The 20,417-nt window shown below is 68.9% G+C and carries 21 protein-coding genes; 10 read left to right on the forward strand and 11 right to left on the reverse strand.

The features are described 5' to 3' along the window. Window positions 1-47: 47 nt before the first annotated feature. The 5 genes from NVU01S_RS11380 to NVU01S_RS11400 are packed head-to-tail and all read right to left on the reverse strand — an operon-like array spanning window position 48 to window position 3,410. Entirely contained in the window at window positions 48-1,001 is a 954-nt protein-coding gene (locus NVU01S_RS11380; RefSeq protein WP_052280922.1) for a CopD family protein, read from the reverse strand. Then, window positions 998-1,540, reverse strand: a complete 543-nt coding sequence (locus NVU01S_RS11385) for a copper resistance CopC family protein (RefSeq protein WP_175068886.1) — start codon at window positions 1,538-1,540, stop codon at window positions 998-1,000. The genes NVU01S_RS11380 and NVU01S_RS11385 overlap by 4 nt, the downstream gene beginning before the upstream one ends. After that, window positions 1,537-2,190: a YcnI family copper-binding membrane protein gene (locus tag NVU01S_RS11390; RefSeq protein WP_043675574.1), complete on the reverse strand. Its 654-nt coding sequence runs from the start codon at window positions 2,188-2,190 to the stop codon at window positions 1,537-1,539. The genes NVU01S_RS11385 and NVU01S_RS11390 overlap by 4 nt, the downstream gene beginning before the upstream one ends. Before the next feature lie 38 nt (window positions 2,191-2,228). Beyond that, window positions 2,229-2,753, reverse strand: coding sequence for a hypothetical protein (locus NVU01S_RS11395; RefSeq protein WP_052280923.1), 525 nt, complete (start codon window positions 2,751-2,753; stop codon window positions 2,229-2,231). A 12-nt stretch (window positions 2,754-2,765) separates the two neighbouring features. Further along, on the reverse strand, window positions 2,766-3,410 hold the full coding sequence (locus NVU01S_RS11400; protein WP_043675576.1) for a DUF6474 family protein: 645 nt from the start codon (window positions 3,408-3,410) through the stop codon (window positions 2,766-2,768). A 266-nt stretch (window positions 3,411-3,676) separates the two neighbouring features. Here NVU01S_RS11400 and NVU01S_RS11405 point away from each other — a divergent pair, with 266 nt between their 5' ends. From NVU01S_RS11405 to NVU01S_RS11415, 3 genes are all read left to right on the forward strand, one after another. Then, window positions 3,677-5,323: a TM0106 family RecB-like putative nuclease gene (locus NVU01S_RS11405; protein WP_052280925.1), complete on the forward strand. Its 1,647-nt coding sequence runs from the start codon at window positions 3,677-3,679 to the stop codon at window positions 5,321-5,323. Beyond that, the gene (gene htpG / locus NVU01S_RS11410) at window positions 5,320-7,278 is read left to right on the forward strand and encodes a molecular chaperone HtpG (protein WP_043675579.1); all 1,959 of its coding nucleotides are present in this window, start codon (window positions 5,320-5,322) and stop codon (window positions 7,276-7,278) included. The genes NVU01S_RS11405 and htpG overlap by 4 nt, the downstream gene beginning before the upstream one ends. 148 nt (window positions 7,279-7,426) lie before the next feature. After that, on the forward strand, window positions 7,427-8,245 hold the full coding sequence (locus tag NVU01S_RS11415) for a class I SAM-dependent methyltransferase (protein WP_043675582.1): 819 nt from the start codon (window positions 7,427-7,429) through the stop codon (window positions 8,243-8,245). A 58-nt stretch (window positions 8,246-8,303) separates the two neighbouring features. Here NVU01S_RS11415 and NVU01S_RS11420 read toward each other — a convergent pair whose 3' ends face one another. Both NVU01S_RS11420 and NVU01S_RS11425 read right to left on the reverse strand, forming a co-directional pair. Further along, on the reverse strand, window positions 8,304-9,071 hold the full coding sequence (locus tag NVU01S_RS11420; protein ID WP_014980899.1) for an SDR family NAD(P)-dependent oxidoreductase: 768 nt from the start codon (window positions 9,069-9,071) through the stop codon (window positions 8,304-8,306). A gap of 115 nt (window positions 9,072-9,186) precedes the next feature. Further along, window positions 9,187-9,753: a DUF4352 domain-containing protein gene (locus NVU01S_RS11425; protein WP_043675585.1), complete on the reverse strand. Its 567-nt coding sequence runs from the start codon at window positions 9,751-9,753 to the stop codon at window positions 9,187-9,189. Between the two features lie 372 nt (window positions 9,754-10,125). Between NVU01S_RS11425 and NVU01S_RS11430 the strand changes: the two genes are divergently transcribed. Next, window positions 10,126-11,004, forward strand: a complete 879-nt coding sequence (locus NVU01S_RS11430) for an SDR family NAD(P)-dependent oxidoreductase (RefSeq protein WP_014980900.1) — start codon at window positions 10,126-10,128, stop codon at window positions 11,002-11,004. A 23-nt stretch (window positions 11,005-11,027) separates the two neighbouring features. Next, the gene (locus NVU01S_RS11435; protein ID WP_043675588.1) at window positions 11,028-11,690 is read left to right on the forward strand and encodes a TetR/AcrR family transcriptional regulator; all 663 of its coding nucleotides are present in this window, start codon (window positions 11,028-11,030) and stop codon (window positions 11,688-11,690) included. A gap of 173 nt (window positions 11,691-11,863) precedes the next feature. Here NVU01S_RS11435 and NVU01S_RS11440 read toward each other — a convergent pair whose 3' ends face one another. The 3 genes from NVU01S_RS11440 to NVU01S_RS11450 all read right to left on the reverse strand — a co-directional run bounded on the left by NVU01S_RS11440 (window position 11,864) and on the right by NVU01S_RS11450 (window position 14,484). Further along, window positions 11,864-12,595 carry a TMEM165/GDT1 family protein gene (locus NVU01S_RS11440; RefSeq protein ID WP_043675646.1) on the reverse strand — a complete coding sequence of 244 codons (732 nt, stop codon included), beginning with the start codon at window positions 12,593-12,595 and terminating at the stop codon, window positions 11,864-11,866. 294 nt (window positions 12,596-12,889) lie between these two features. Next, the gene (locus NVU01S_RS11445) at window positions 12,890-13,417 is read right to left on the reverse strand and encodes a hypothetical protein (RefSeq protein WP_043675648.1); all 528 of its coding nucleotides are present in this window, start codon (window positions 13,415-13,417) and stop codon (window positions 12,890-12,892) included. 443 nt (window positions 13,418-13,860) lie between these two features. Further along, on the reverse strand, window positions 13,861-14,484 hold the full coding sequence (locus NVU01S_RS11450) for a superoxide dismutase (RefSeq protein ID WP_014980904.1): 624 nt from the start codon (window positions 14,482-14,484) through the stop codon (window positions 13,861-13,863). A 189-nt stretch (window positions 14,485-14,673) separates the two neighbouring features. Between NVU01S_RS11450 and msrA the strand changes: the two genes are divergently transcribed. Further along, entirely contained in the window at window positions 14,674-15,354 is a 681-nt protein-coding gene (gene msrA, locus NVU01S_RS11455) for a peptide-methionine (S)-S-oxide reductase MsrA (RefSeq protein ID WP_043675591.1), read from the forward strand. 62 nt (window positions 15,355-15,416) lie between these two features. Here the strand turns inward: msrA and NVU01S_RS11460 are convergent, their stop codons facing one another. Next, window positions 15,417-16,028, reverse strand: coding sequence for a hypothetical protein (locus NVU01S_RS11460; RefSeq protein WP_043675594.1), 612 nt, complete (start codon window positions 16,026-16,028; stop codon window positions 15,417-15,419). Between the two features lie 518 nt (window positions 16,029-16,546). Between NVU01S_RS11460 and NVU01S_RS11465 the strand changes: the two genes are divergently transcribed. From NVU01S_RS11465 to NVU01S_RS11480, 4 genes are all read left to right on the forward strand, one after another. Next, a complete protein-coding gene (locus NVU01S_RS11465) occupies window positions 16,547-16,918 on the forward strand; it encodes a rhodanese-like domain-containing protein (RefSeq protein ID WP_043675597.1) in 372 nt (123 codons plus the stop codon). A gap of 65 nt (window positions 16,919-16,983) precedes the next feature. Further along, entirely contained in the window at window positions 16,984-17,994 is a 1,011-nt protein-coding gene (locus NVU01S_RS11470; protein WP_244896306.1) for a DUF4328 domain-containing protein, read from the forward strand. Then, complete coding sequence (locus NVU01S_RS11475; protein ID WP_043675603.1) at window positions 17,991-18,758, forward strand: glycerophosphodiester phosphodiesterase; 768 nt, start codon at window positions 17,991-17,993, stop codon at window positions 18,756-18,758. The genes NVU01S_RS11470 and NVU01S_RS11475 overlap by 4 nt, the downstream gene beginning before the upstream one ends. A gap of 605 nt (window positions 18,759-19,363) precedes the next feature. Then, window positions 19,364-20,284 (forward strand): DUF5926 family protein, encoded by a 921-nt coding sequence (locus tag NVU01S_RS11480; RefSeq protein ID WP_042262360.1) that lies wholly within the window; start codon window positions 19,364-19,366, stop codon window positions 20,282-20,284. Window positions 20,285-20,417: the final 133 nt, after the last annotated feature.

Below are 20,417 nucleotides of genomic sequence, written 5' to 3' on the forward strand. Positions count from 1 at the left end.
CCGAACAGTAACCGGTTCTGCTCTCGGTCGTCCGGTCAGGACCGGGGTCAGGCGGTGACCGCGAGGGTGGCGGCGAGGCCGAAGGCGAGGGCCATCACGACGACCTCGAGGACCGCCCGGCGCAGCGAGGCATCGGCGGTCACCCGGTGGTCGGCGGCCCGGCCCACCCAGCTGCGCCGCCACCACCAGCCCAGGCCGAGCAGACCGAGCAGCACCACGGTTTTCGCGAGCAGAATGCGGCCGTAGCCGGTGTCGAAGAACGGCGTGATCCCACCGACCTTGAGCAGCCCGTTCAACAGCCCGGTCACCGCGACGAGCACGACCAGCGGCAGTGCCATGGCCGAATACCGGGGCAGCGCAACGGCCCACGTGCCGCGGGTACGCACCACCAGCGCGAGCGCGACCAGCAGCCCGAACCAGGCCGCCGCGGCCAGTGCGTGCACCGCGGCGAGTACCGAACCGAACGCGTGCTGGGACATGTGCCCGGTGATCGGGCGCAGCGCCAGCGTGACCGCCGCGAAGACGAGCACCAGGTCCGGCGCGGCGATATCGGTCCGCCGGAAGGCCAGCGCCGCGTAGCCGGCGATCGCGCCCGCGCCGATCAGGATCGCGATGCCGACCTGGCCGCCGCTCACGTCGAGCAGGTAGTCGCCGAACGGCCCCGCGCCGAGCCCGTCGACCGGCACGCCGAGCACCTCGGCCGCCTCGGCCACCAGCACCGCGAACTCGGTGCCGCACCAGAATCCGGCGAGCACGGCGAGCAGGCGCCACGGCGGCGACAACTTCGCGTGCACCCGGGGCAGCGCCGCGAGGCCGAGCACCACCGCGCCCGCGCCGTCGGCGAGCACCCGGGCCACCGATTGCGCGGCGAACCCGGCGGGCAGGCTCAGCGCCCAGGCGAGCAGCACGCCGAGCAGCCCGGCCGGGACGATCAACAGCACCGGCCACGGCGCGCCCGCGGTGTCCCGCCGGGCGCCGCCGCCGATCGTCTTACCGGTCACTGTCGTGTTTTCCGGCTCCTGCCGCCGAACAGGGCGAACGCGAGCCCGCCGCCGAACAGCACGACGGCGCCGACGATGAAGACCCACAGCGGTACGCCGCCGGAATCCTCCTCGTCCGAATTACCGTTCTTGGCACCGGGTTTGGGCCCGGGGACACCGTTGCCCGCCTTGCTGAGCGTGAACTGCCGCTTGCCGCTGACCGGATGGCCGTCGGCGGAGGTCACCCGGTAGGCGACGGTGTACACCCCGGCCGGGCCGAGTTCGCCCACCGGCACGCTGACGGTGTTGCCCTCGACCGTCGGCTCGCCCTTGGACCACAGGTTGCCGTCCGGCCCGACCACGGTGAGCGACGGATAGTTGGGCTGCAACGCCTCGTTGAAGGTGATGCTGGCCCGCGCGGGACCCACCTCGATCGTCGCGCCGTCCTCCGGCACGCTGCCGGTCGGGGCGGAATGCGCGGCCGCGGTTCCCGTTGCGGCCAGGCCGAATCCGAGCAGGAACAGTCCCGCGACGAGCGCGGTGAGCAGCCGGCGGGTCACGACTGCCGTGCCCGGATCACGTTGCCGAGGCCGAGCGCGACGCCGAGCAGGCCCAGCGCCAGCCCGATGCCGCCGAGCCAGCGCGCGGTGTTGTCGGTGTCGTCGGCGGGACGGTCCGCGCCGGCGGTGTCGACGCTGTGATCATCGGTCGCCTTGCCCTTGGCCAGGGTGAGCGACGGCGCCGGATGTTCGGGTTCGGCACCGTCTTTGCCCGCGGGCTGATCCCACGCGACGACCTTGCCGTCGCTGTAGGTCTGCTTGGTCGGGAAGCTGACGGTCTCCTGCTTCGGCAGCGGCCCGACCGAGACGGCGAAACGCTGGAACTGGCCGGGGCCGACGCCCGGGTTACCCGGCTCCGCGGTCCAGGTGATCGCGGTGATCTCGGCCTTCTCGTTCTTCTCGACCTTGGCCGACCAGCCCGGAATCGGTTCGGTGCGTGCGCTTTTCAGGTTGGGCACGGTGACGGTGAGCGCGGTGGTGCTCGCGGTCTCGGATTCGGTGGGCACCCGGAAGGTGGCCACCGCGTAGGAGCCCTGCTGGGCGCCCGGCGCGTCGACGGTGACGTGCGCGGCGGCGCTACCGCAGGCCAGCAGCGCGAACGTGGCGGCGGCAGCGGCGGTGCCGGTGGCGCGCGAAATCGAACGGTACATGGGAGGTCTTTCTGTCCGAGGGGGAGTGGTGCGGCGGGTCAGGCGGGCACCGGTGGCGCGCGCGGGCCGATCGCCCCGTTCGGAGTGCAGTGATAGTGCGGGAGACCAGGATTGGACCAGTGCGCCGGGCCCGCGACACGCACCGGGCGCGGTGTGGCGAGCACCGTGCGCACCGCGCCGGAGACCGCGGCGTAGAGCCGCTCTGCCGTCGTGATCAGCGCGGCGCAGCCGACGGTGGCCACCGCGTGCGCGCCGAGCATCCACCCGGTGGGCAGCACGGGGACCGCGGTCGGCGCGGTGGTGTGTTCGTGGCCGATCAGGCCGGACAACGCGAGATGACTCACGAGCTGCCCGAGGCCGAGCAGCGTGAGCATGGCGGTGGGCCCGGCCGCGAGTCTCGCTGCCGCGCAACCGGCTACCGCGGCCGCCAGCAGCACCAGCGCCGACTCCGCCGAACCCGGCAGGCCGCCACCGGCGACGCCGTGCGCGGCGATCGCGAGCACGGCGACCAGCACACCGACCAGACCACCGCGGAGGTGGCCGCTGGTCGGTGACTCGGACATCGCGAAAGGGGGTCAGCGCACGCCGAGGCGGGCCAGTACGTCGGACTCGACCTGGGACAGCTCCTCGGAGATGGAGGCGTGCACCGTGCGGCGGCGCGGCGCCGGCATCTGCTCGGCGGTCTGCACCGCGGTGGCCAGGCTGTCCAGGCGGGCCTGGGTCGAGACGACGAACTTCTGCGTGTCGCCCTTGTCCTTGCCGTCCTGCGCGCCGACCTTGCCAAGGGCCGCTTCGGTATTCGCGATCCGGGCCTGCAACCGGGCGCCGTGGCCGGCGAAGTCGCCGAGCTGCTCGATGCCGATCCCGAGCTGCTGGGCCTTGCGGATGTCGAGCTGGCCGCGCACGAAGGTCGCGGCCCGGTAGGCCAGCGGCGCGAGCACCGGAATCAGCACCCGGGCCACGCCGAGGTACTTCTTCACCTGGCTCGCGCTGAACAGTTCGCGCTCGGCCCGGGCCGCCACCTTGAGCGCGGCCTTTTCCTCTGCCTGCAGCGTGGAGATCTGGGCCTTGGCCACCTTGCGCTGGGTGCGGGCCTCCGCGCGGCGGGCCTTCCGGTCGTTCTTCGCGACCAGTTTGGCCTCCAGACCGGCCTTGTGCTTGAGAGCTTTCGCCTCGGCCCTGCGGCTCGGCCGCCGCTTGCGCTTCGTGAACAACCCCATCGAAGGCCCTCCGTCATGCTGGTTTGCCATGGCAGTACGACGCCGGGGAAAGCCCGTCCGCCCATGTCACACGGTTTGTCCATACCCTATCGGTTCAACTGCGACAGTTGAGAGCGTAGGGCCTCGCTCCCGCTCCCGGAGGCAAGTGGGGATCGGCTCGAAACGTGCCCGTGCGCACGGGGTTCGTGGGTTTGTCGGGGGGAGGGACCATACTGCATTACGTGGATTCGGGCATCGGTGACCGGGAAGGTCGCAAGCACAACGGCATGGCCGTGGAACGGCCGGCCGGTGTCGCGGATGCGCCGACCCCCTTCATCGACGCGCGAGCGCTGATCGGTTGCCGGCACCGGCTGCATCTGGACGCGGCCCACCCGGGGGCGCTGACCGGCGTCAGCGAGGACCCGGGCGTGCGGCAGCGCCGCGAGGCCGCCACCGCCCATCGGCTACGCGTGCGGGACGCGTTGATCGCGGCGGACCCGGACGGCTGGGTGGTCATCGATCCGACGCTGCGGGCGTCCGAACGGGCCGCGGCCACCATGCAGGCGTGTGCCGACGGAGTGCGCCACATCTGGGGCGCCCTGCTACCGCAGGAACCGGAGACCGGCCGGCGCGGCGGCTCGGAGATCCTGCTGCACGACGCCGACCGCGGCGGTTATATCCCGGTGATCGTGGTGAACCACAAGGTGACCGACCCGCGCCAGCCCGAGCCCGCCGATTTCCACCCGACCACCTCGGACCCGTATCACTGGGATCCGCAACCGGATCGGCACCGCAAACTACGCCAGCAGCCCCGGGATCAGCAGCGCCTCGCGCACCTCTACCGGATGTTGCAGCGGCACGGCCTGGCCAGCCCCGCCCTGGTCGGCGGCGTGATCGGGTATCACTTCGATCGCATCCTCGTGCACGACCTCGGGCCCATCCTGGCCGACTATGACCAACGCTATGCCGACCGGGTCGCGGTGGTCCGCGGCGAGCTGCCGACGGTGCCGTCCAAGGTGCCCGAGTGCCGGCAGTGCCCCTGGTGGACGCGCAGCATCGAGGGGCCGAGCTGCGAGGGCTGGCTCATCGAACACCGCGACGTCAGCCTGGTCGCGCCCGGATCCCGCGCCGAGGTGCTGCGCAGGCACGACGTGCAGACCATCGACGATCTGGCGAGCTGGACCGGCGAGGACCCGGACGACTGGCAGCACGGCCCGTTCGACGAGGCGGTGGTCACCGCCCGGGCCTGGATCGCGGGCGCGCCGCTGGTGCGCCGGGTGCAACCGGTGCGGGTGCAGCGGGCCGACGTCGAGGTGGACGTGGATCTGGAGAGCTTCCAGGAGTACGGCGCGTATCTGTGGGGCACGCTGCTCGATGGGGTGTACCGCCCGTTCGTCACCTGGGACCCGCTGCCCACCGAGGACGAGGGCCGCTCCTTCGGCGAATTCTGGACCTGGCTGATGACGGTGCGCGCGGAAACCAGGGCGCACGGGAAAACCTTTGCCGCCTACTGCTATTCGCGCACCGCCGAGGACAAGTGGCTGTACGAGTCGGCGCGCCGGTTCGCGGGCAGGCCCGGCGTGCCGACGGTGGACCAGGTGCGCGCGTTCGTGGACGGGCCGGAATGGGTGGACATGTTCCAGGCCGTATCCGACCAATTCATCTGCCCGAACGGCAAGGGGCTCAAGAAGATCGCGCCGGTCGCGGGCTTCGCCTGGCGCGACGCCGAGGCGGGCGGCGAGGCGTCGATGAGCTGGTATCGGCTGGCCGTCGGCTACGAGGACGCACCGGACCTGTCCCAGCGCACCCGTTTGCTGGAATACAACGAGGACGACGTGCGCGCCACCCAGGTGCTGCGCGAATGGATGTCGGATCGGGCCGACCTGGAGGTTCCTGGCCTCGAGGATTTCGGGAGACGTACTATCGCGACGTGACAGAGCACGTCGAACAACTCGAGTTCCAGGCAGAAACCCATCAGCTGCTCGAGCTGATGATCCATTCGGTCTACTCCAACAAGGACACCTTCCTGCGGGAGCTGATCTCGAACTCCTCCGACGCGCTGGACAAGCTGCGGCTGGAGTCCTTCCGGGACAAGGATCTGCACGTCGACACGTCCGACCTCCACATCGAGCTGGCGGTGGACAAGGACGACCGGATCCTCACCGTTCGGGACAACGGCATCGGCATGTCCCGCGCCGAGGTGGTCGACCTGATCGGCACCCTGGCCAAGTCCGGCACCGCCGAGCTGCGCAAGAAGCTCAACGAGGCGAAGTCCGAGGCCGCGGCCGAGGAGCTGATCGGCCAATTCGGCATCGGCTTCTACTCGACCTTCATGGTCGCCGACAAGGTCACGCTGACCACCCGGCGCGCCGGGGAGACCGAGGGCACCCGGTGGGAATCCGCCGCCGGCAGCTCGACCTACACCATCGAAACCCTCGACGAGGCCCCGCAGGGCACCGCGGTATCGCTGCACCTGAAGCCCGCCGACGAGGAAGACCACCTTTTCGACTACACCCAGGAGTGGAAGCTCCGGGAGATCGTCAAGAAGTACTCCGACTTCATCGCGTGGCCGATCCGCATGCAGGTCGAGCGGACCGTCACCGAGGGAGAGGGCGAGGAGAAGTCCGAAAAGACCATCCTCGAGGACCAAACCCTCAATTCCATGAAGGCGTTGTGGACCCGCCCGAAGAGCGAGGTCAGCGACGAGGAGTACAAGGAGTTCTACAAGCACGTCAGCCACGCCTGGGACGATCCGCTGGAGATCATCCCGATGAAGGCGGAGGGCACCTTCGAATACCAGGCGCTGCTGTTCCTACCCTCGCAGGCGCCGTTCGACCTGTTCACCCGCGAGCACAAGCGCGGCGTGCAGCTCTACGTCAAGCGGGTGTTCATCATGGACAACTGCGAAGAGCTGATGCCGGAGTATCTGCGCTTCGTCAAGGGTGTGGTGGACGCGCAGGACTTGTCGCTCAACGTGTCCCGCGAGATCCTGCAGCAGGACCGCCAGATCCAGATGATCCGCAAGCGGCTGGTCAAGAAGGTGCTGTCCACGGTCAAGGAGCTGCAGGGCGCCGAGGACCAGGGCAAGTACCAGACCTTCTGGCGCGAATTCGGCCGGGTGCTCAAGGAGGGTCTGCTCGGCGATTTCGACAACCGCGAGACCATCCTGCAGGTGTCCTCGTTCGCCTCGACGAATTCCGAGTCCGAGCTGACCACGCTCGCCCAGTACGTCGAGCGGATGCCCGAGGGCCAGGACGCGATCTACTACATGACCGGCGAATCCCGGCAGCAGATCGAAAGCTCCCCGCACATGGAGGCTTTCCAGGCCAAGGGCCGCGAGGTCCTGATCCTGACCGACCCGGTCGACGAGATGTGGGTCGGCTCGGTGCCGGACTTCGACGGCAAGCCGTTCACCTCGATCGCCAAGGGCGAGGTCGACCTGGAGTCCGAGGAGGAGAAGAAGGCCTCCGAGGCGCTGCGCGAACAGCAGGACAAGGACTTCGCCGAGGTGCTCACCTGGCTCGGCAAGACCCTGGACGAGAACATCAAGGAGGTGCGCCTCACCAACCGGCTCACCACCTCGCCCGCCTGCCTCGTCGGTGATGTCTTCGACTTCACCCCGATGTTGGAGCGGATGTATCGCGCGTCCGGGCAGGCACTGCCGGAGTCCAAGCGGATTCTGGAACTCAACCCGACGCATCCGCTGGTCACCGGCCTGCGCGACGCGTACGACACGCGCAAGGAGGACGCGGACGCGGGCAAGGTGCCCGAGCTGACCGAAACCGCCGAATTGCTGTACGGCACCGCCGTGCTGGCCGAGGGCGGCGAGCTGAAGGATCCGGCGCGGTTCGCGCACATCCTCACCGATCGGCTCACCCGCACCCTCTGAGTTCACTTCGCGCACACCCGAAGGCCACCGGATCCGCGGATCCGGTGGCCTTCGGTCTTTGCTTCGCGCACAGCGATTTTCGTTCGAGTTGGTGGTCCGGCGCGGTCCGAGGCGGTTAAATTTGGACATTCGAAAGGATCGCCAGCTCATGTCCGGAAACCCTCTCGCCGTCGCCGAGCCGTGGGATCTCGTCGCCGACGGCTACGCGGAATTCGCGCCCGCGCTCATGCAACCGTTCTCCGATCGCGCCCTCGAATTCGCCTCGCTGACAACGGCTTCGCAGGTCATCGATGTCGCGGCGGGTACGGGACTGTTGAGCCTGCTGGCCGCGCCGCAGGTGGCGCGGGTACACGCGATCGACTTCTCCGCGCCGATGCTGGCGCGGCTGAGCACCGCCGCGCGGGCCGCCGGGCTGACCAACATCGAGACGCGGGTGGGCGACGGACAGGACCTGCCGTACGAGAGCGACCGGTTCGACGCGGGGTTCTCCATGTTCGGGTTGATGTTCTTCCCGGAGCGGGTCAAGGGTTTCGGCGAGCTGTTCCGGGTGCTGCGCCCGGGCGGGACGGCGGTGGTGTCCAGTTGGGCGCCGGTGGTCGAATCACCGTTGATGCGCTTGATGTTCGGCGCGATCGCGGCCGCCGACCCGAGCATCCAGGAGCCGCAGCCCAATTACCTCAGTCTGGAGAATCCGGAGATCTTCGAGACCGAGATGCGCCGGGCCGGCTTCGAAGCCGTGTCCATCCAACGCCATTCGACCGCACTGGCCTGCGCCGGCGCCGACCAGCTGTGGGACACCATGGTGCGCAGCAGCGCGCCGCTGACGCTCATGCGGCGCAACGTCGGCGAGCAGGTGTGGGCCGAGCGGGTATCGCTGATGAAGTCCTACCTGGCCGCCAACTACCGGCCGAACCAGCCGCTGTCGACCACCGCGTTTCTCGGGATCGGGCACAAGCCCGCGCTCTGAAAATCGAAAAGCCGCCGTCGACCGAGTCGGTCGACAGCGGCTTTCCCGCAGGGAGGGCCTAGCGCGGGGCCATGCGCAGCGCGCCGTCCATGCGGATGGTCTCACCGTTGAGGTAGTCGTGCTCGACGATGTACTGCGAGAGCTGCGCGTACTCGTCCGGGCGGCCCAGGCGCGACGGGAACGGCACGCCGGCCTCGAGGCCCTTGCGGTACTCCTCGGTGACGCCGGCCAGCATCGGGGTGTCGATGATGCCGGGGGCGATGGTGTTCACCCGGATGCCGAACTGGGCCAGGTCGCGCGCGGCCGGCACGGTCATGCCGTGCACGCCACCCTTGGAGGCGGAGTACGCGATCTGGCCGATCTGGCCCTCGAACGCGGCCACGGAGGCGGTGTTGATGATGACGCCACGCTGACCGTATTCGTCGACGGTGTCGGTCTTGGAGATCGCGTCGGCGGCCAGGCGCATGACGTTGAAGGTGCCGAGCAGGTTCACGGTGATGACCGTGCGGAACAGCTCGAGGTCGTGCGGGCCGTTCTTGGACAGGATGCGCCCCGCCCAGCCGACGCCCGCGCAGTTCACCACGATGCGCAGCGGCGCACCGGACTCGACGACCTTCGCGACCGCGGCGCCGACCTCGTCGTTGCTGGTGACGTCGGCCGGAATGAGGGTGACCCCGGCGGGCACGTTATCGCCCGCGCGCTCGATGGACTGCGGCACATCCAGGCCGAAAACGGTGGCCCCCAGCTCGGCGAAACGCTTGGCAGTGGCGGCGCCGAGGCCGGATGCGCCTCCGGTGACAATGGCGGCGGAACCCGAAATCTCCACGATGGTCCTCTCGTTCGTGACAGCCAGTTGGCCCTTCGTCAATTGCACCCTAACGGGTGTGCCGGACCGGGCAGGTGAGACCTCCCTCTCACGTCGGAGAGGACCATCGTCGAGGCTACTGGAGGGTCACTTTGGTGCCGCCGGAAAACATCGAATCGTGCAGCACGATGTGGTTCGGAACTGCGTCGGGTGGCAGATCGAAGACAACCTGGGCGGTGACCGTGTTGCCTGGGTTCACGCCGGCGTAAAGGCTCGTGTCCGGCTGTAGATTGATCGCGGCCGCGGCGTCGTTCTCGAACTTGCGGTTCTGCGCATCGAACAAGTACTGAGCGCTCGGGCTGAAACCCTGCGGTTTGTTCGACGTGTTCTTCACTGTCATGGACACGATCGTGTAGGCGCCCTGGGCTTTTCGCTGTAGATAAGGGTTATCGCCCACCACGGCCAAGCCGCTCTGCACGCTGGTGACAACGAACTCGAATTTGCCGTCACGTACCGGCGTATTGAGGCCCGGCAAGGCTGCAGAGGGTTTTGACGGCTCGGGTGCTGCCGCCGGTGCCGAGCCGGCTGGGACCGCGGCCGCGCTGCTCGGCGCCGCTTCGTCTTTGTTGTCGTTTCCGCCGGTCAGGGCGCCGATGACGGCACCGAAACCGCAAAGCCCGACTATGACGGCGACGACGATCAAAACGACTTTGCCTGCACTGGATTTTTTCTGGGGTGGCGGTCCGTAGCCGGGTCCCGGGGGCGGCGGATACTGCCCCGGTTGGAGCGGAAACTGTTGCCCGACACCCGGAGGTGTTTGGCTGCTCCAAGGCGGATTCTGCGGTTGCTGGGGTGGATAGTCCCCCTGCGGAGTCGTCATCGTTTTGCCCTCTGTGAGAAATGAACGGATTGCGAGGGCTCTATCGAGGACTTGTGATCTGCGTTACATTTGCTTTGTCAAAGGAATAACTGAATTTCCTGCAGTCGGCTGCCTATTTCCAGAGTTTGTGTCGCCTTCATCGCCGCGTGGGATTATTTGCGAACAGATGTGTTCTTGGGTGGTACCGTCGCTGGCATGAAGCTGTTCTCCGCGACGTCCGTGGCCGGTCGCAAGGTATTGATCACCGGGGCGGCGCGGGGGATCGGGGCCGCGCTGGCCCGGCAACTGCACGCCCACGGCGCCCGGGTCGCGCTGCTGGGGTTGGAGCCGGAACTGCTCGCCGAAGTCGCGGCCGACTGCGGGGACGCCCCGTGGCGATACTGCGATGTCGGCGACGCCGAACAGGTCGACCGGGTGGTGCAGACGCTGGTCGGTGAGCTCGGCGGGTTGGACGTGGTGGTCGCCAACGCGGGCATCGCGCGGCAGCTGCCGTTGCTCGGCGGCGACACCGCGGTGATGGAGCAGACGCTCGCGGTCAACGTCCTCGGCGTCTACTACACGTTGCGCGCGGCCGGACCGCACATCAGTCACGCGAACGGCTATGCGCTGCTGGTGTCCTCGCTCGCCGCGGCGGTCAACCTGCCGCTGGTCGGCGCGTACAGCGCGGCGAAGGCGGCGGTGGAGGCCCTGGGCAATACGTTGCGCATCGAGGTCAAGCACACCGGCGCGAAGGTAGGCGTCGCGTATTTCGCCGAACTGGACACCGATATGACCTCGCGCGGATTCGGCACCGACGCGGCGCGCGCCATCATCGGGCGCGCCACGGTGTCCGGTGTCGCGCCGCTCGGCCCCGCCATCGACGCGGTGGAAAAAGCCATCGCGCGCCGGAGCCGCCAGGTCGTGTCACCGTGGTGGGTGGCCTACGTGCTGCCTGCCCGCCCGGTCGCTCAGCGGGTCATCGACCTCGCTCTGCGGCGCGGCGTACCGCGCGCGCTGGAGATCGCCCGGAAGGAAGCGGCACCCTTCACAACAGACCAACCAGACAGACCACGCAAAATGGAGCGGCCCGTCTAGACCGACAACACCGGAGTTCCCGAATGACCGAATCGGCAACCAGCGCACGGCAACTCCCGCGGGGCAGGCACGGCCTGCCGCGGGAGCAGGTGGTCGCCTCGCAGCGCGAGCGCATCCTGATCGCGATGGCCGAGGCGATGGTCGAGAACGGTTACGTCGGGACCTCCGTCGCCGCGATCCTGAAGCGGGCCGGGGTCTCCCGGGAAACCTTCTACGAGCAATTCCGTTCCAAGGAGGCCTGTTTCGAGGCTGCGTACGAGCGGGCCGCGCAGAATCTGCTCGAGCGCATCGCCGGTGCGTCGCTGGAAGCCGACGGAGCACCGGCCGCGGCCACCGAGCTGGACCCGGTGACCCGGATGGACAAGATCTTCGCCGCCTACCTCCAGCACCTGGTCGACGACCCGGCCAGCGCCCGCCTGTTCCTGGTCGAGGTCTACGCGGTCGGTTCGGCCGCCATCGCGCGCCGCGCCCAACTGCAGGAGCTGTTCGTCGGCCTGATCGCCGACGTCCTCGACGCCCGCACCGACGACCAACGCTTCGCCTGCATCACCCTGGCCGCCGCGATCAGCGCCATGGTCACCGGCCGAATCGCTGCCGAAGACCTGGACGGCCTCCTCGCCCTCCGCGCCCCCCTCCTGGACCTCGTCCGCCGCGGCGGACGACTGTACGGCGAAGCCCTCGCCTGACCGCAGCCCCGCCTACCAGTCGCGGTATGGCGCGCGCCGTTTGGTTGAGCGCGCGCTCCGTAGTGCTCGTCCTGTGCCGCGCGGGTTTTGGCGTCCCGCGCGCGTGTCGGTTGAAGGACACGCGCGCGGGGGTGGCGAAATGTGCGCGGCAGCGTCGGTCGCTCTTGGTCCGGCTAGCGGTGGGTGGGCGGGTCGGCGGGGATCGCGGGTTGGTCGGCGGGCTCGGCCGGTGTGGCGCGGCGCAGGCGGCGGGTGGCGAGGAGGGCGGCACCGCCGAGGGCGGGGGCGGTCGCGGCGAGCAGGGCGACGGTGAGGCCGCCGAGATCCGGCGCGGCGGTCGAGATCAGGGTCAGCGCACCGAAGTACAGGAACAGGAGCCCGGAGCCGATGCCGATGGCGCGTTCGGGCAGGTGCTTGCCGACCAGGATGCCGATGGCGATGGCCAGGGCGTCGGCGGCGACCATGCCGATGGTCGAGCCGACCCACACGCCGATCCAGTCGTAGTCGGTGGCCAGGGCGGCGGTCGCGAACATGGTGCGGTCGCCGAGTTCGGCGAGCAGGAACGCGGACAGCACCACGAAGAACGGGGCGGTGCTCGCGCGCAACGATTTCGGGGCCGGGTCGTCTTCGCCGGCGGTACCGAAGTGTTCGCGCAGGGTCCATACACCGACGGCCAGGAAGGTGAGCGCGGCGACCAGGGCGATGGCCCGGGTGGGCAGTGCCGAGCCGAGGAAGTAGCCGACGCCGACCGAGAGCAGATGCACCGCGGCGGAGGCGGTCGCGATCCCGCCGAGCACGACCCACCAGCGGTAGCGCAGGGCGAACGTCAACGCCATCAGCTGGGATTTGTCGCCCAGCTCGGCGAGGAAGACGATGCCGATACTCAGCAAAACGGTGGCGATCATGATGTGTGCGGCTCCTGGGTCTCCGGCCTGCCGGCCGGAGTCTGGATACGCCTCCGGCCGACAACGAATGTTGTCCTGGCCGAAGGTCTCGCCCACCGGAACGAACCGGTTCACACAGCCGGACCCGATCCCTTGTGGGGTGGCGGGTCAGTATGTCGACTATGTGATTGGGGGCTACTCCCCTTCGCTGCCGCCGACTTTACCCGCCGAACGCCGGGCATGCCAACCCGCTGTAATCGAAATCGCAATGCGCACAATAAGTTTGGTGATCCGTGCCGCGAGTTTCGGGTACCCTTACGCGGCCAGCAGCATAGCCAGAACCGCGGTGTCGGGATCGCTGATCGGGTCCAGCCCGACCCGGCTGACCAGCGAGGTCACCGTGCCGTCGGACTCCGCCTCGGCCCACGCCGCGCGGTGTTCCAGCCCCAGATGCGGTACGCCCGGTAGCAGCACGCACCCGGACGCGGCGCCCGCGCATTCCGGCAGCGTCGGTTTGGTCTCCGAGGGCGGATGCAGCATCAGTAGCGCGGTCGGCACATGACCGGCAAACCGGCCGGGGGTCAGCGCCTCTTCGCCGAGCACCGTGCCCTCGGCCATCACCAACCCGACCGTGCCGGGCGCCGGATCGTCGGGCAGGTCCTCGCGCACCCCGAACACGGTCGAGGTGGCCAGCAGACCCGGCATGGAGGCCACCCGGACCGCGAGCACCAGCACCTGCGCCCACTCTTTGGTGGTGTCCGGCCAGCGACCGGAGATGACGAAACCCCGCAGCGCGCCGCGGGCTTGGAACGGCGTGATGCCGATCGGTTCATTCGTACGCATCGTGCCTCCCGTCATGAAACCGGGGGCGGCCTTGCCCGTCCTCGAACTGTGGATTCCGAGGATGACCTAAGAAACACCTGGCACACAAGTACCAAAGAGTGCCAGTCGGCCAGTAGAAACCGCCTGACCAGCTGTTCTCGCTGGGCAGATGTCGCCGTCGGTCGAACCGATACCGCCCCGCGCCCCGGGCGTGTCCATCCCGGACCCCAGGAAACGACCGAACCCGCCGACAGCAACTGCCTGCGGGTTCGATTCGGCTCCCCACGCAACAACACCGGTAGGACCGCGGGTTTCGAGCGGAGCGAGATCAAGCGATTGCTGTTCGCGGCCCGGTTCGGATCCGAGTGGCCGATGCGATGGCGACACAGTCGCGAGCAGCGGTCGCTCGGATCCGAACCCTGGAAGGGCCGCGAACCCGCCGCGCGAAGGCGCGGCGATCAGACTCAGCCGAAGAACAGGCCCTTGCCCTGGGAGACGGCGCGGGCGAAGCGCTCCTGCACGTCTTCCCAGTTGACGACGTTCCAGAACGCGGTGACGTAGTCCGCCTTGACGTTCTTGTACTGCAGGTAGAAGGCGTGCTCCCACATGTCGACCTGGAGCAGCGGGATGATGCCCAGCGGGACGTTGGCCTGCTGGTCGTAGAGCTGGAAGGTCAGCAGCTTCTGGCCGAGGGTGTCGTAGCCGAGCACCGCCCAGCCCGAGCCCTGCAGGCCGTTGGCGGCCGCGGTGAACTGACCACGGAACTTGTCGAACGAACCGAACTGGTCGTCGATCGCGGCGGCGAGCTCGCCGACCGGCTTGTCGCCACCGTTGGGGGAAAGGTTCTTCCACCAGATGGAGTGGTTGACGTGGCCGCCGAGGTGGAAGGCCAGGTTCTTCTCGTAGAGGAAAATGGCGCCGTGATCGCCGCTTTCGCGGGCGGCTTCCAGCTTCTCCAGCGCGGTGTTCGCGCCTGCGACGTAAGCGGCGTGGTGCTTGGAATGATGCAGCTCGTTGATCTGCCCGGAGATGTGGGGCTCCAGGGCGCTGTAGTCGTAATCCAGATCTGGCAGCGTGTACTCAGCCACGATGTCCCTTCCTATGTCGGGCTGGGCGCGCCGTTTCGCGGGCACACCCAACCATCATTCGTACACCCGATCGGTTCCAACCGGGCCCGAGGCCTGCGCATTCCAGCGCTGACGTCCAGCGCGCGGGCTGTGCGCCGTCGTGTCCGCGGTCCGGGCACCGGGTCGAAACCTCACGCGTAGCATCGAACCATGTCGTGGTACGACGAACTAGTGGGGCGGTTGCGCCTCCCCACGCCCGTCATGGTCGCGCCGGACAATGCGCTGCCCGGCCGTGCGGAACCGATCCTCGTGCCGGATACCCACTACGTCAACGGTCATCCGCTGCATCCGCCGTTTCCGGCAGAACTGCAGGTCGCGGTGGTCGCGATGGGTTGTTTCTGGGGTGCGGAGAGGCAGTACTGGCAGCTCGACGGCGTGTATACGACCGCGGTCGGCTACGCGGGCGGATACACCCCGAATCCCACCTATGAAGAGGTCTGCAGCGGCCAGACCGGGCACACCGAATCGGTGCTGATCGTGTTCGATCCCGCGGTGCTCGACTACGCGGCCGTGCTGCGGTGCTTCTGGGAGAACCACGATCCGACCCAGGGCATGCGCCAGGGCAACGATCGCGGCACGCAGTATCGATCGGCGCTGCTCACGATCGATGCCGGTCAAGCCGAGCTGGCGCGCAGCAGTGCGCGCACCTTCGGGGCGCGGCTGGCCGCGGCCGGCTTCGGCGAGATCACCACCGAAATCGCGGCGCTGCCCGATCTTTCGGCGTTCTACTACGCCGAGGGCTATCACCAGCAGTACCTGGCCAAGAATCCCGGCGGTTACTGTCCGGTGCACGCGACCGGGGTGAGCTGCCCGGCCGGCCTCGGCGCCTGAAGGTCACATGAACGAAAACCGCACACCCGGTCGGTCCGGATGTGCGGTAGGGGTGCGGAGGTTCAGAGCGGCGGCGCGACACCGGGCCGGGTCGCTCGCGGATCGCCCGCGTCGTGCGCCGCCCACCAGCGGGTGGCGCCCGCGATGAACTGGGTCAGCGGGATCTCCTGGCCCTTCGCGTCCTGGATCAGCACGTTGTCGAACCACACGCGCACGTCGAGTTCGCGCGGGTCGATACCCTCTTCCTGGGAGAACTCCAGCACATGCGCGGAGTCGTGATCATCGATGCGGGTATCGAAGCTGAGCAGCTCGCCCCACAGCGTCCACCCGCTGTCGTCGAGGTCGATGAACTCCCAGCCGTGCAGCCGACCGCCGCCGAAGCTGCGGATCGCCTCGTCCAGGCCGTCCAGCTGCAGCGGCAGCACCTGCGGTTCGACGGCGTCCCAGTTCTGCATGCGCAACGAAGCGGCGACGCGGCCGACTCCGGTGAACGTCACCTGCACCCGGTAGTCCTCGGTGGGCGTTCCGTTCTCCGGAAGCGTCAGCACCTCTAGATCGAGTCGTAGTTGTCCGGCCGCCGCGTCGACCTGCAGGCCGAGGCACGTGGCCTCGGACAGGGCGACATTGAGTCCGGCCGTGTCCATTCCGTCGAGTAGCCCCCTGCTCACGTTCATGCGCACAGGCTACCGACAGCTACCGGTGCAGCCCAATATTTAAGTTTTTCGCTAGCGTTCTCGTTTTTTATGGAACCGAACCGCACGCTGCGTCGTCCAAGTAGATGTCGGAACATGCTGCGCCACAAGTTCCGAGGTCAGCGGCGGATGACCGCTCCGGGATGTACTTGGTGGAGGGGAGTCCCGGATCGGTCGTTCGCGGCCGCGTGACACGCCAGCGGGTACCGAGCGCAACACGCAGCGACCGAATTCGAGTGTGCGAGACGGCGAGCAGGTTAGCCAAACGGTTGCTTTGATAGCCGAACCCTGGATTGATGCGCTGTCTGATAGCCACAGCCTGTGGATGAGGTTGTGGATTATGTGGATAACTCTGTCGGAGATATGCACATGCCGCCCCGGAGCGGGCCTCGTTCAGGGTTCCGGGACGGAGAACATACCTGAAGTATCGGCTTGCTGTCGAGGTCCCCGGCCGGGCCGGAACTGCGCGGTCCCCGCGCGCCCATGGCAGGATCGAAACCGTGACGAGTCCCCATGTTCCCTCGGTCCCGGTGGACGCGCTGCCGAGCGAATTCGACCGCGCCGCGCCGACCACGCCGGACCCCACCCGGGCGATCCTGCTCGACGTGCGCGAAGAGGACGAATGGCAGCTCGGACACGCGCCCGGCGCGATCCACATCCCGATGGTCGACGTGCCTGCCCGGGTGGACGAGCTGGAGTTCGACGTCGACCTCTACGTCATCTGCCGGCAAGGCGGCCGTTCTCTCCAGGTGGTCGAATACCTCACGCACATCGGCTACGAAGCGATTCAGGTCCGCGGTGGCATGGTGGCGTGGCAGCAGGCGGGACGCCCGCTGATCGCGGACGGCGACCACCAGGCGAAGATCTACTGAGGGAGAGCTGAGGTGCGATGAGTACGGTTGTCCAACCTTGTGCGCGTTGCGGTGCGCGGTGGGCCGTGCAGTCGACTCCGATGCACTGGTGCCCGCGCTGCCGGGGCGTGCTGCTGTCGCCCGCGCCGATCGACGCGCCCGCCGCACGCCGTAACTACCGGTGGGTGGCGCGCCGACCCGATCATCGTCTGCGCAAGAGTTCCGGCGCCCCGCCCGCCGCCACTGCCACCCCGCGCTACACCCAGATCCCGCGCTGGGGTCTGCTCGACCAGCCGCCGCGGGAGTCGGCCGCCCCGGCGCTGCCGTTCGCCAAGCTGACCCGCAAGGTGCCGACCCTGCTGATCACCACCGCGGTCGTGTTCGGCCTTGCGGCGCTCGCCGAGCTGCTGCGCTATCTGTTGCTGCTGCGCAACCGGACCCGGCTGATCCACCCCGCGCTGCTGTTCGCCTCCGACGCGTTCGTCGTCGGCGCCGCGCTGCTGGCCCTGCTGCTCGCGCTGATCAGTGCGCTCGCGATGGTCGGCTGGCTGATCCGGACCCGGCGAACCGTCTTCGAGCAGGCCGGTCGCGGCGAGCCACGGTCGGTGCGCATGCTCGTGCTCGGCTGCGTCGTCCCGGTGGTCAACCTGGTGTGGCCGGGCATCTTCCTGACCGAGATCGTCGCCGAGCGCGACGATCCGCGGGCGGTGCGGGCGATCCGGCTCTGGTGGGCGGCCTGGGTAGTCGGCGGCCTCGTCGCGGTGGCCGCGCTGTACTGGCGGACCGCGGACTCGTTGCAGGTCAAAGCCGACGGCGTGCTGTTCACCGCGTTCACCGACCTGGTCGCCGCCGCGGTCGCGCTGCTCACCCTCACCATGCTGCGCGCGATCGAGGAGCGAGACGCGTTCGGCCACAGCCGGATCGCGCGCCGCTGGGTGATCGCCGTCGACCCGCCCGTACCGGTGATCGAACCCGTGCAGCCCGGCGGCCGCGGCGCACCCGCTACCGTCGAGCAGCCCGTCGCCGCGGATGCCGAACCGCAGAACCCGCCCGACGGTGCAGTGGACCGTGAGCACGAGGAGGTTATGGCCAAGTGAGCCAGGGCAGTCGCGCACCGTTCGTCGTGGCGCATCGGGGTGCCTCGGCGGCGCGTCCCGAACACACGCTCGCCGCATACGAATTGGCGCTGCAGGAAGGCGCGGACGGCGTCGAATGCGACGTCCGGCTGACCAGGGACGGGCACCTGGTGTGCGTGCACGACCGCACCGTCGACCGGACCTCCTCCGGCACCGGCCTGGTCAGCGAGATGACGCTGGACGAACTGAAGGAGCTCGATTTCGGCGCGGACGGCGCACCGTCGCCGGTGCTCACGCTCAGCGAGCTGATCACCCTCGTGCTGGACTGGCGCAGCAGGCCGACCAAGCTGTTCATCGAGACCAAACATCCCGTGCGCTACGGCGCGCTGGTGGAGAACAAGCTGCTCGCCGAGCTGCAGCGGTTCGGCATCGCGACGCCCGCGTCCGCCGATCACTCCCGCGCGGTGGTGATGTCGTTCGCCGCGACCGCGGTCTGGCGGATCCGCCGCGCCGCGCCGCTGCTGCCGACCGTGCTGCTCGGCGAATCCTCCCGCTACCTCGGCGGCAGCGCCGCGACGACGGTCGGCGCGACCGCGGTCGGACCGTCGGTGAAGACGTTGCGCGAACACCCCGAACTGGTCGACAAGGCCGCCGCCGCGGGCCGCGCCACCTACTGCTGGACCGTGGACGACCCCGACGACGTCCGCCTCTGCGCCGACCTCGGCGTCAGCTGGGTCGCCACCAACCACCCCGGCCGCACCAAAACCCTCCTCGGCAGCGCCTGACCGCATGCGGGAATCGCCGCGCGCTCGGCAGCGTGACTGCTCGCGCTGAGAGCTTGGGCCCGGCCGCACCAAACCCTTTTGCGGCGGGAGGTGACCGCTCACCGGAAAGTGCCGCGCGAGTGGGCGCGGTCGCATGCAACCTTCCGCGGCAGGGGTGTGACTGCTCGGCGGAAAGTGCTGCGTGCTCAGACCTGGCCGCACGCAACCCTGCGCAGCGGCGTGTGACGGCACGCTCGGAAGCGCCGCGCGCTCAACGGGATTCGGGGTGGCGACAACCGGTGGTGCCACGCTGGTCCCGTGGGCTCGGACTCGAATGCTGGGGTGCGCGGCAGAATCGTCGAGCGGGCGATGACCGGGTCGAGGGGGCGGTCCCGTTGGACGCGACAGCCGGTGAGCCGAGCGGCATCCGGGTGGGTTGTATACCCCGGTGAACGGCGGTTGTCGGGTATCGGCGGGCGGGTCGGGGCGGGCGGGGTGGGCAGGATGGCGAACGTGATTGGGTGCGTTGGTTATTCGGAGGCCGGTGGCGCGGCGGCGCGGCCGGGTGGGATTCGCCGACGTGGCGCGCGGGGTGGCGGCGGGCACACCCTGTAGGTTGACCCCCCGTGGGTAAGAGCAAGCGCAACAGTCCTAAGCCCGGCGGGAACCGGGCCCAGCGTCTCGCCGAGCGGAAGGCCGCGCAGGAGCAGGCGGCGCAGACCGTCACGCGTCCCTTCGAGGGGCTGGCCGCGGAGTGCGATCTGGTCGCGCTGCGCGAGTTCGTGCCGTCGGCGACCGCCGAGCTGAAGCTGGCGTCGAGCGTCGCGGCCGAGCGCCCGGTCGTGCTCGCCACCGTGCTCCCCGGTGCGGTCGCCGCGCTGGCGCGCGCGGGTGAGCCGCCGACCGGATTCGTCGGCGCGCAGACGCAGTTCCAGAGCGCCGACGCGGGCGCCGACCTGGCCGCCGCCATCCTGTGGACGCAGTCCGCCGAGCCCGGCGACTCGCTGTCCTCGGTGGAGAGCGTGGCGGGCGGCCCGCGGCTGGCCGACGTGATCGATCCGGGCGCTGCCCTGGATCTCACGGTGCACCAGGACTTCGACTGGTGGGTGCCCGAGGGCGTGCAGCCCGACGCGCAGGTGGCCGCGACCATCGAGCAGGCCAAGCAGGCGATCATGCCGTCGGCGCGGATCGCGCTCGCGCCGGACACCGCCGGTGCCGCGTGGTGGGTGGATGCCGGCGAGAAGGCGCATATCCGCTGGGTCCGCCCGGAGCACGAGGACGACCTGATGCTGGCGCTGGCCCGGCTGCACGCCGCGGGCGGACTGCACCTCGGCGAGGGTTCCCGGTTCGCCGGTTCGTTCCGCACGCACGGCGTGCTCGTCCCGGTGTTCGACCTGGATCGGGAACGGCATGCGGACGAATGGACCAAGCCCGCCGAGGAATTCGGCGCCCGGCTGGCCGAGGCGCTGGCCACGGACGCGCCGCTGACCGCCGACGAGCGTCGTTCGCGCGACGGCCTGCGCTCGCGCCAGGTCACCCTGCGCTGACAAATTAAGCGGATTGAATTCAGTCAAAATCCAACTGAATGATCGCTGCTCCGTTAGGTTCTCCTCTGACACCGAAGGCTGGTGCAGGTGAGGGCAGTCTCACCGAAACGATGAGGAATGAGGCACACCAATG

This window comes from Nocardia vulneris (genome assembly GCF_001613425.1).
Lineage (GTDB): Bacteria > Actinomycetota > Actinomycetes > Mycobacteriales > Mycobacteriaceae > Nocardia > Nocardia vulneris.

Bases quoted from the DNA above. Each gene is read 5' to 3' on its own strand.
- NVU01S_RS11390 (WP_043675574.1), bottom strand. From the start codon at position 2,190: ATGTACCGTTCGATTTCGCGCGCCACCGGCACCGCCGCTGCCGCCGCC.
- NVU01S_RS11395 (WP_052280923.1), bottom strand. From the start codon at position 2,753: ATGTCCGAGTCACCGACCAGCGGCCACCTCCGCGGTGGTCTGGTCGGT.
- NVU01S_RS11400 (WP_043675576.1), bottom strand. From the start codon at position 3,410: ATGGGGTTGTTCACGAAGCGCAAGCGGCGGCCGAGCCGCAGGGCCGAG.
- NVU01S_RS11405 (WP_052280925.1), top strand. From the start codon at position 3,677: ATGGCCGTGGAACGGCCGGCCGGTGTCGCGGATGCGCCGACCCCCTTC.
- NVU01S_RS11415 (WP_043675582.1), top strand. From the start codon at position 7,427: ATGTCCGGAAACCCTCTCGCCGTCGCCGAGCCGTGGGATCTCGTCGCC.
- NVU01S_RS11430 (WP_014980900.1), top strand. From the start codon at position 10,126: ATGAAGCTGTTCTCCGCGACGTCCGTGGCCGGTCGCAAGGTATTGATC.
- NVU01S_RS11435 (WP_043675588.1), top strand. From the start codon at position 11,028: ATGACCGAATCGGCAACCAGCGCACGGCAACTCCCGCGGGGCAGGCAC.
- NVU01S_RS11440 (WP_043675646.1), bottom strand. From the start codon at position 12,595: ATGATCGCCACCGTTTTGCTGAGTATCGGCATCGTCTTCCTCGCCGAG.
- NVU01S_RS11445 (WP_043675648.1), bottom strand. From the start codon at position 13,417: ATGCGTACGAATGAACCGATCGGCATCACGCCGTTCCAAGCCCGCGGC.
- msrA (WP_043675591.1), top strand. From the start codon at position 14,674: ATGTCGTGGTACGACGAACTAGTGGGGCGGTTGCGCCTCCCCACGCCC.
- NVU01S_RS11460 (WP_043675594.1), bottom strand. From the start codon at position 16,028: ATGAACGTGAGCAGGGGGCTACTCGACGGAATGGACACGGCCGGACTC.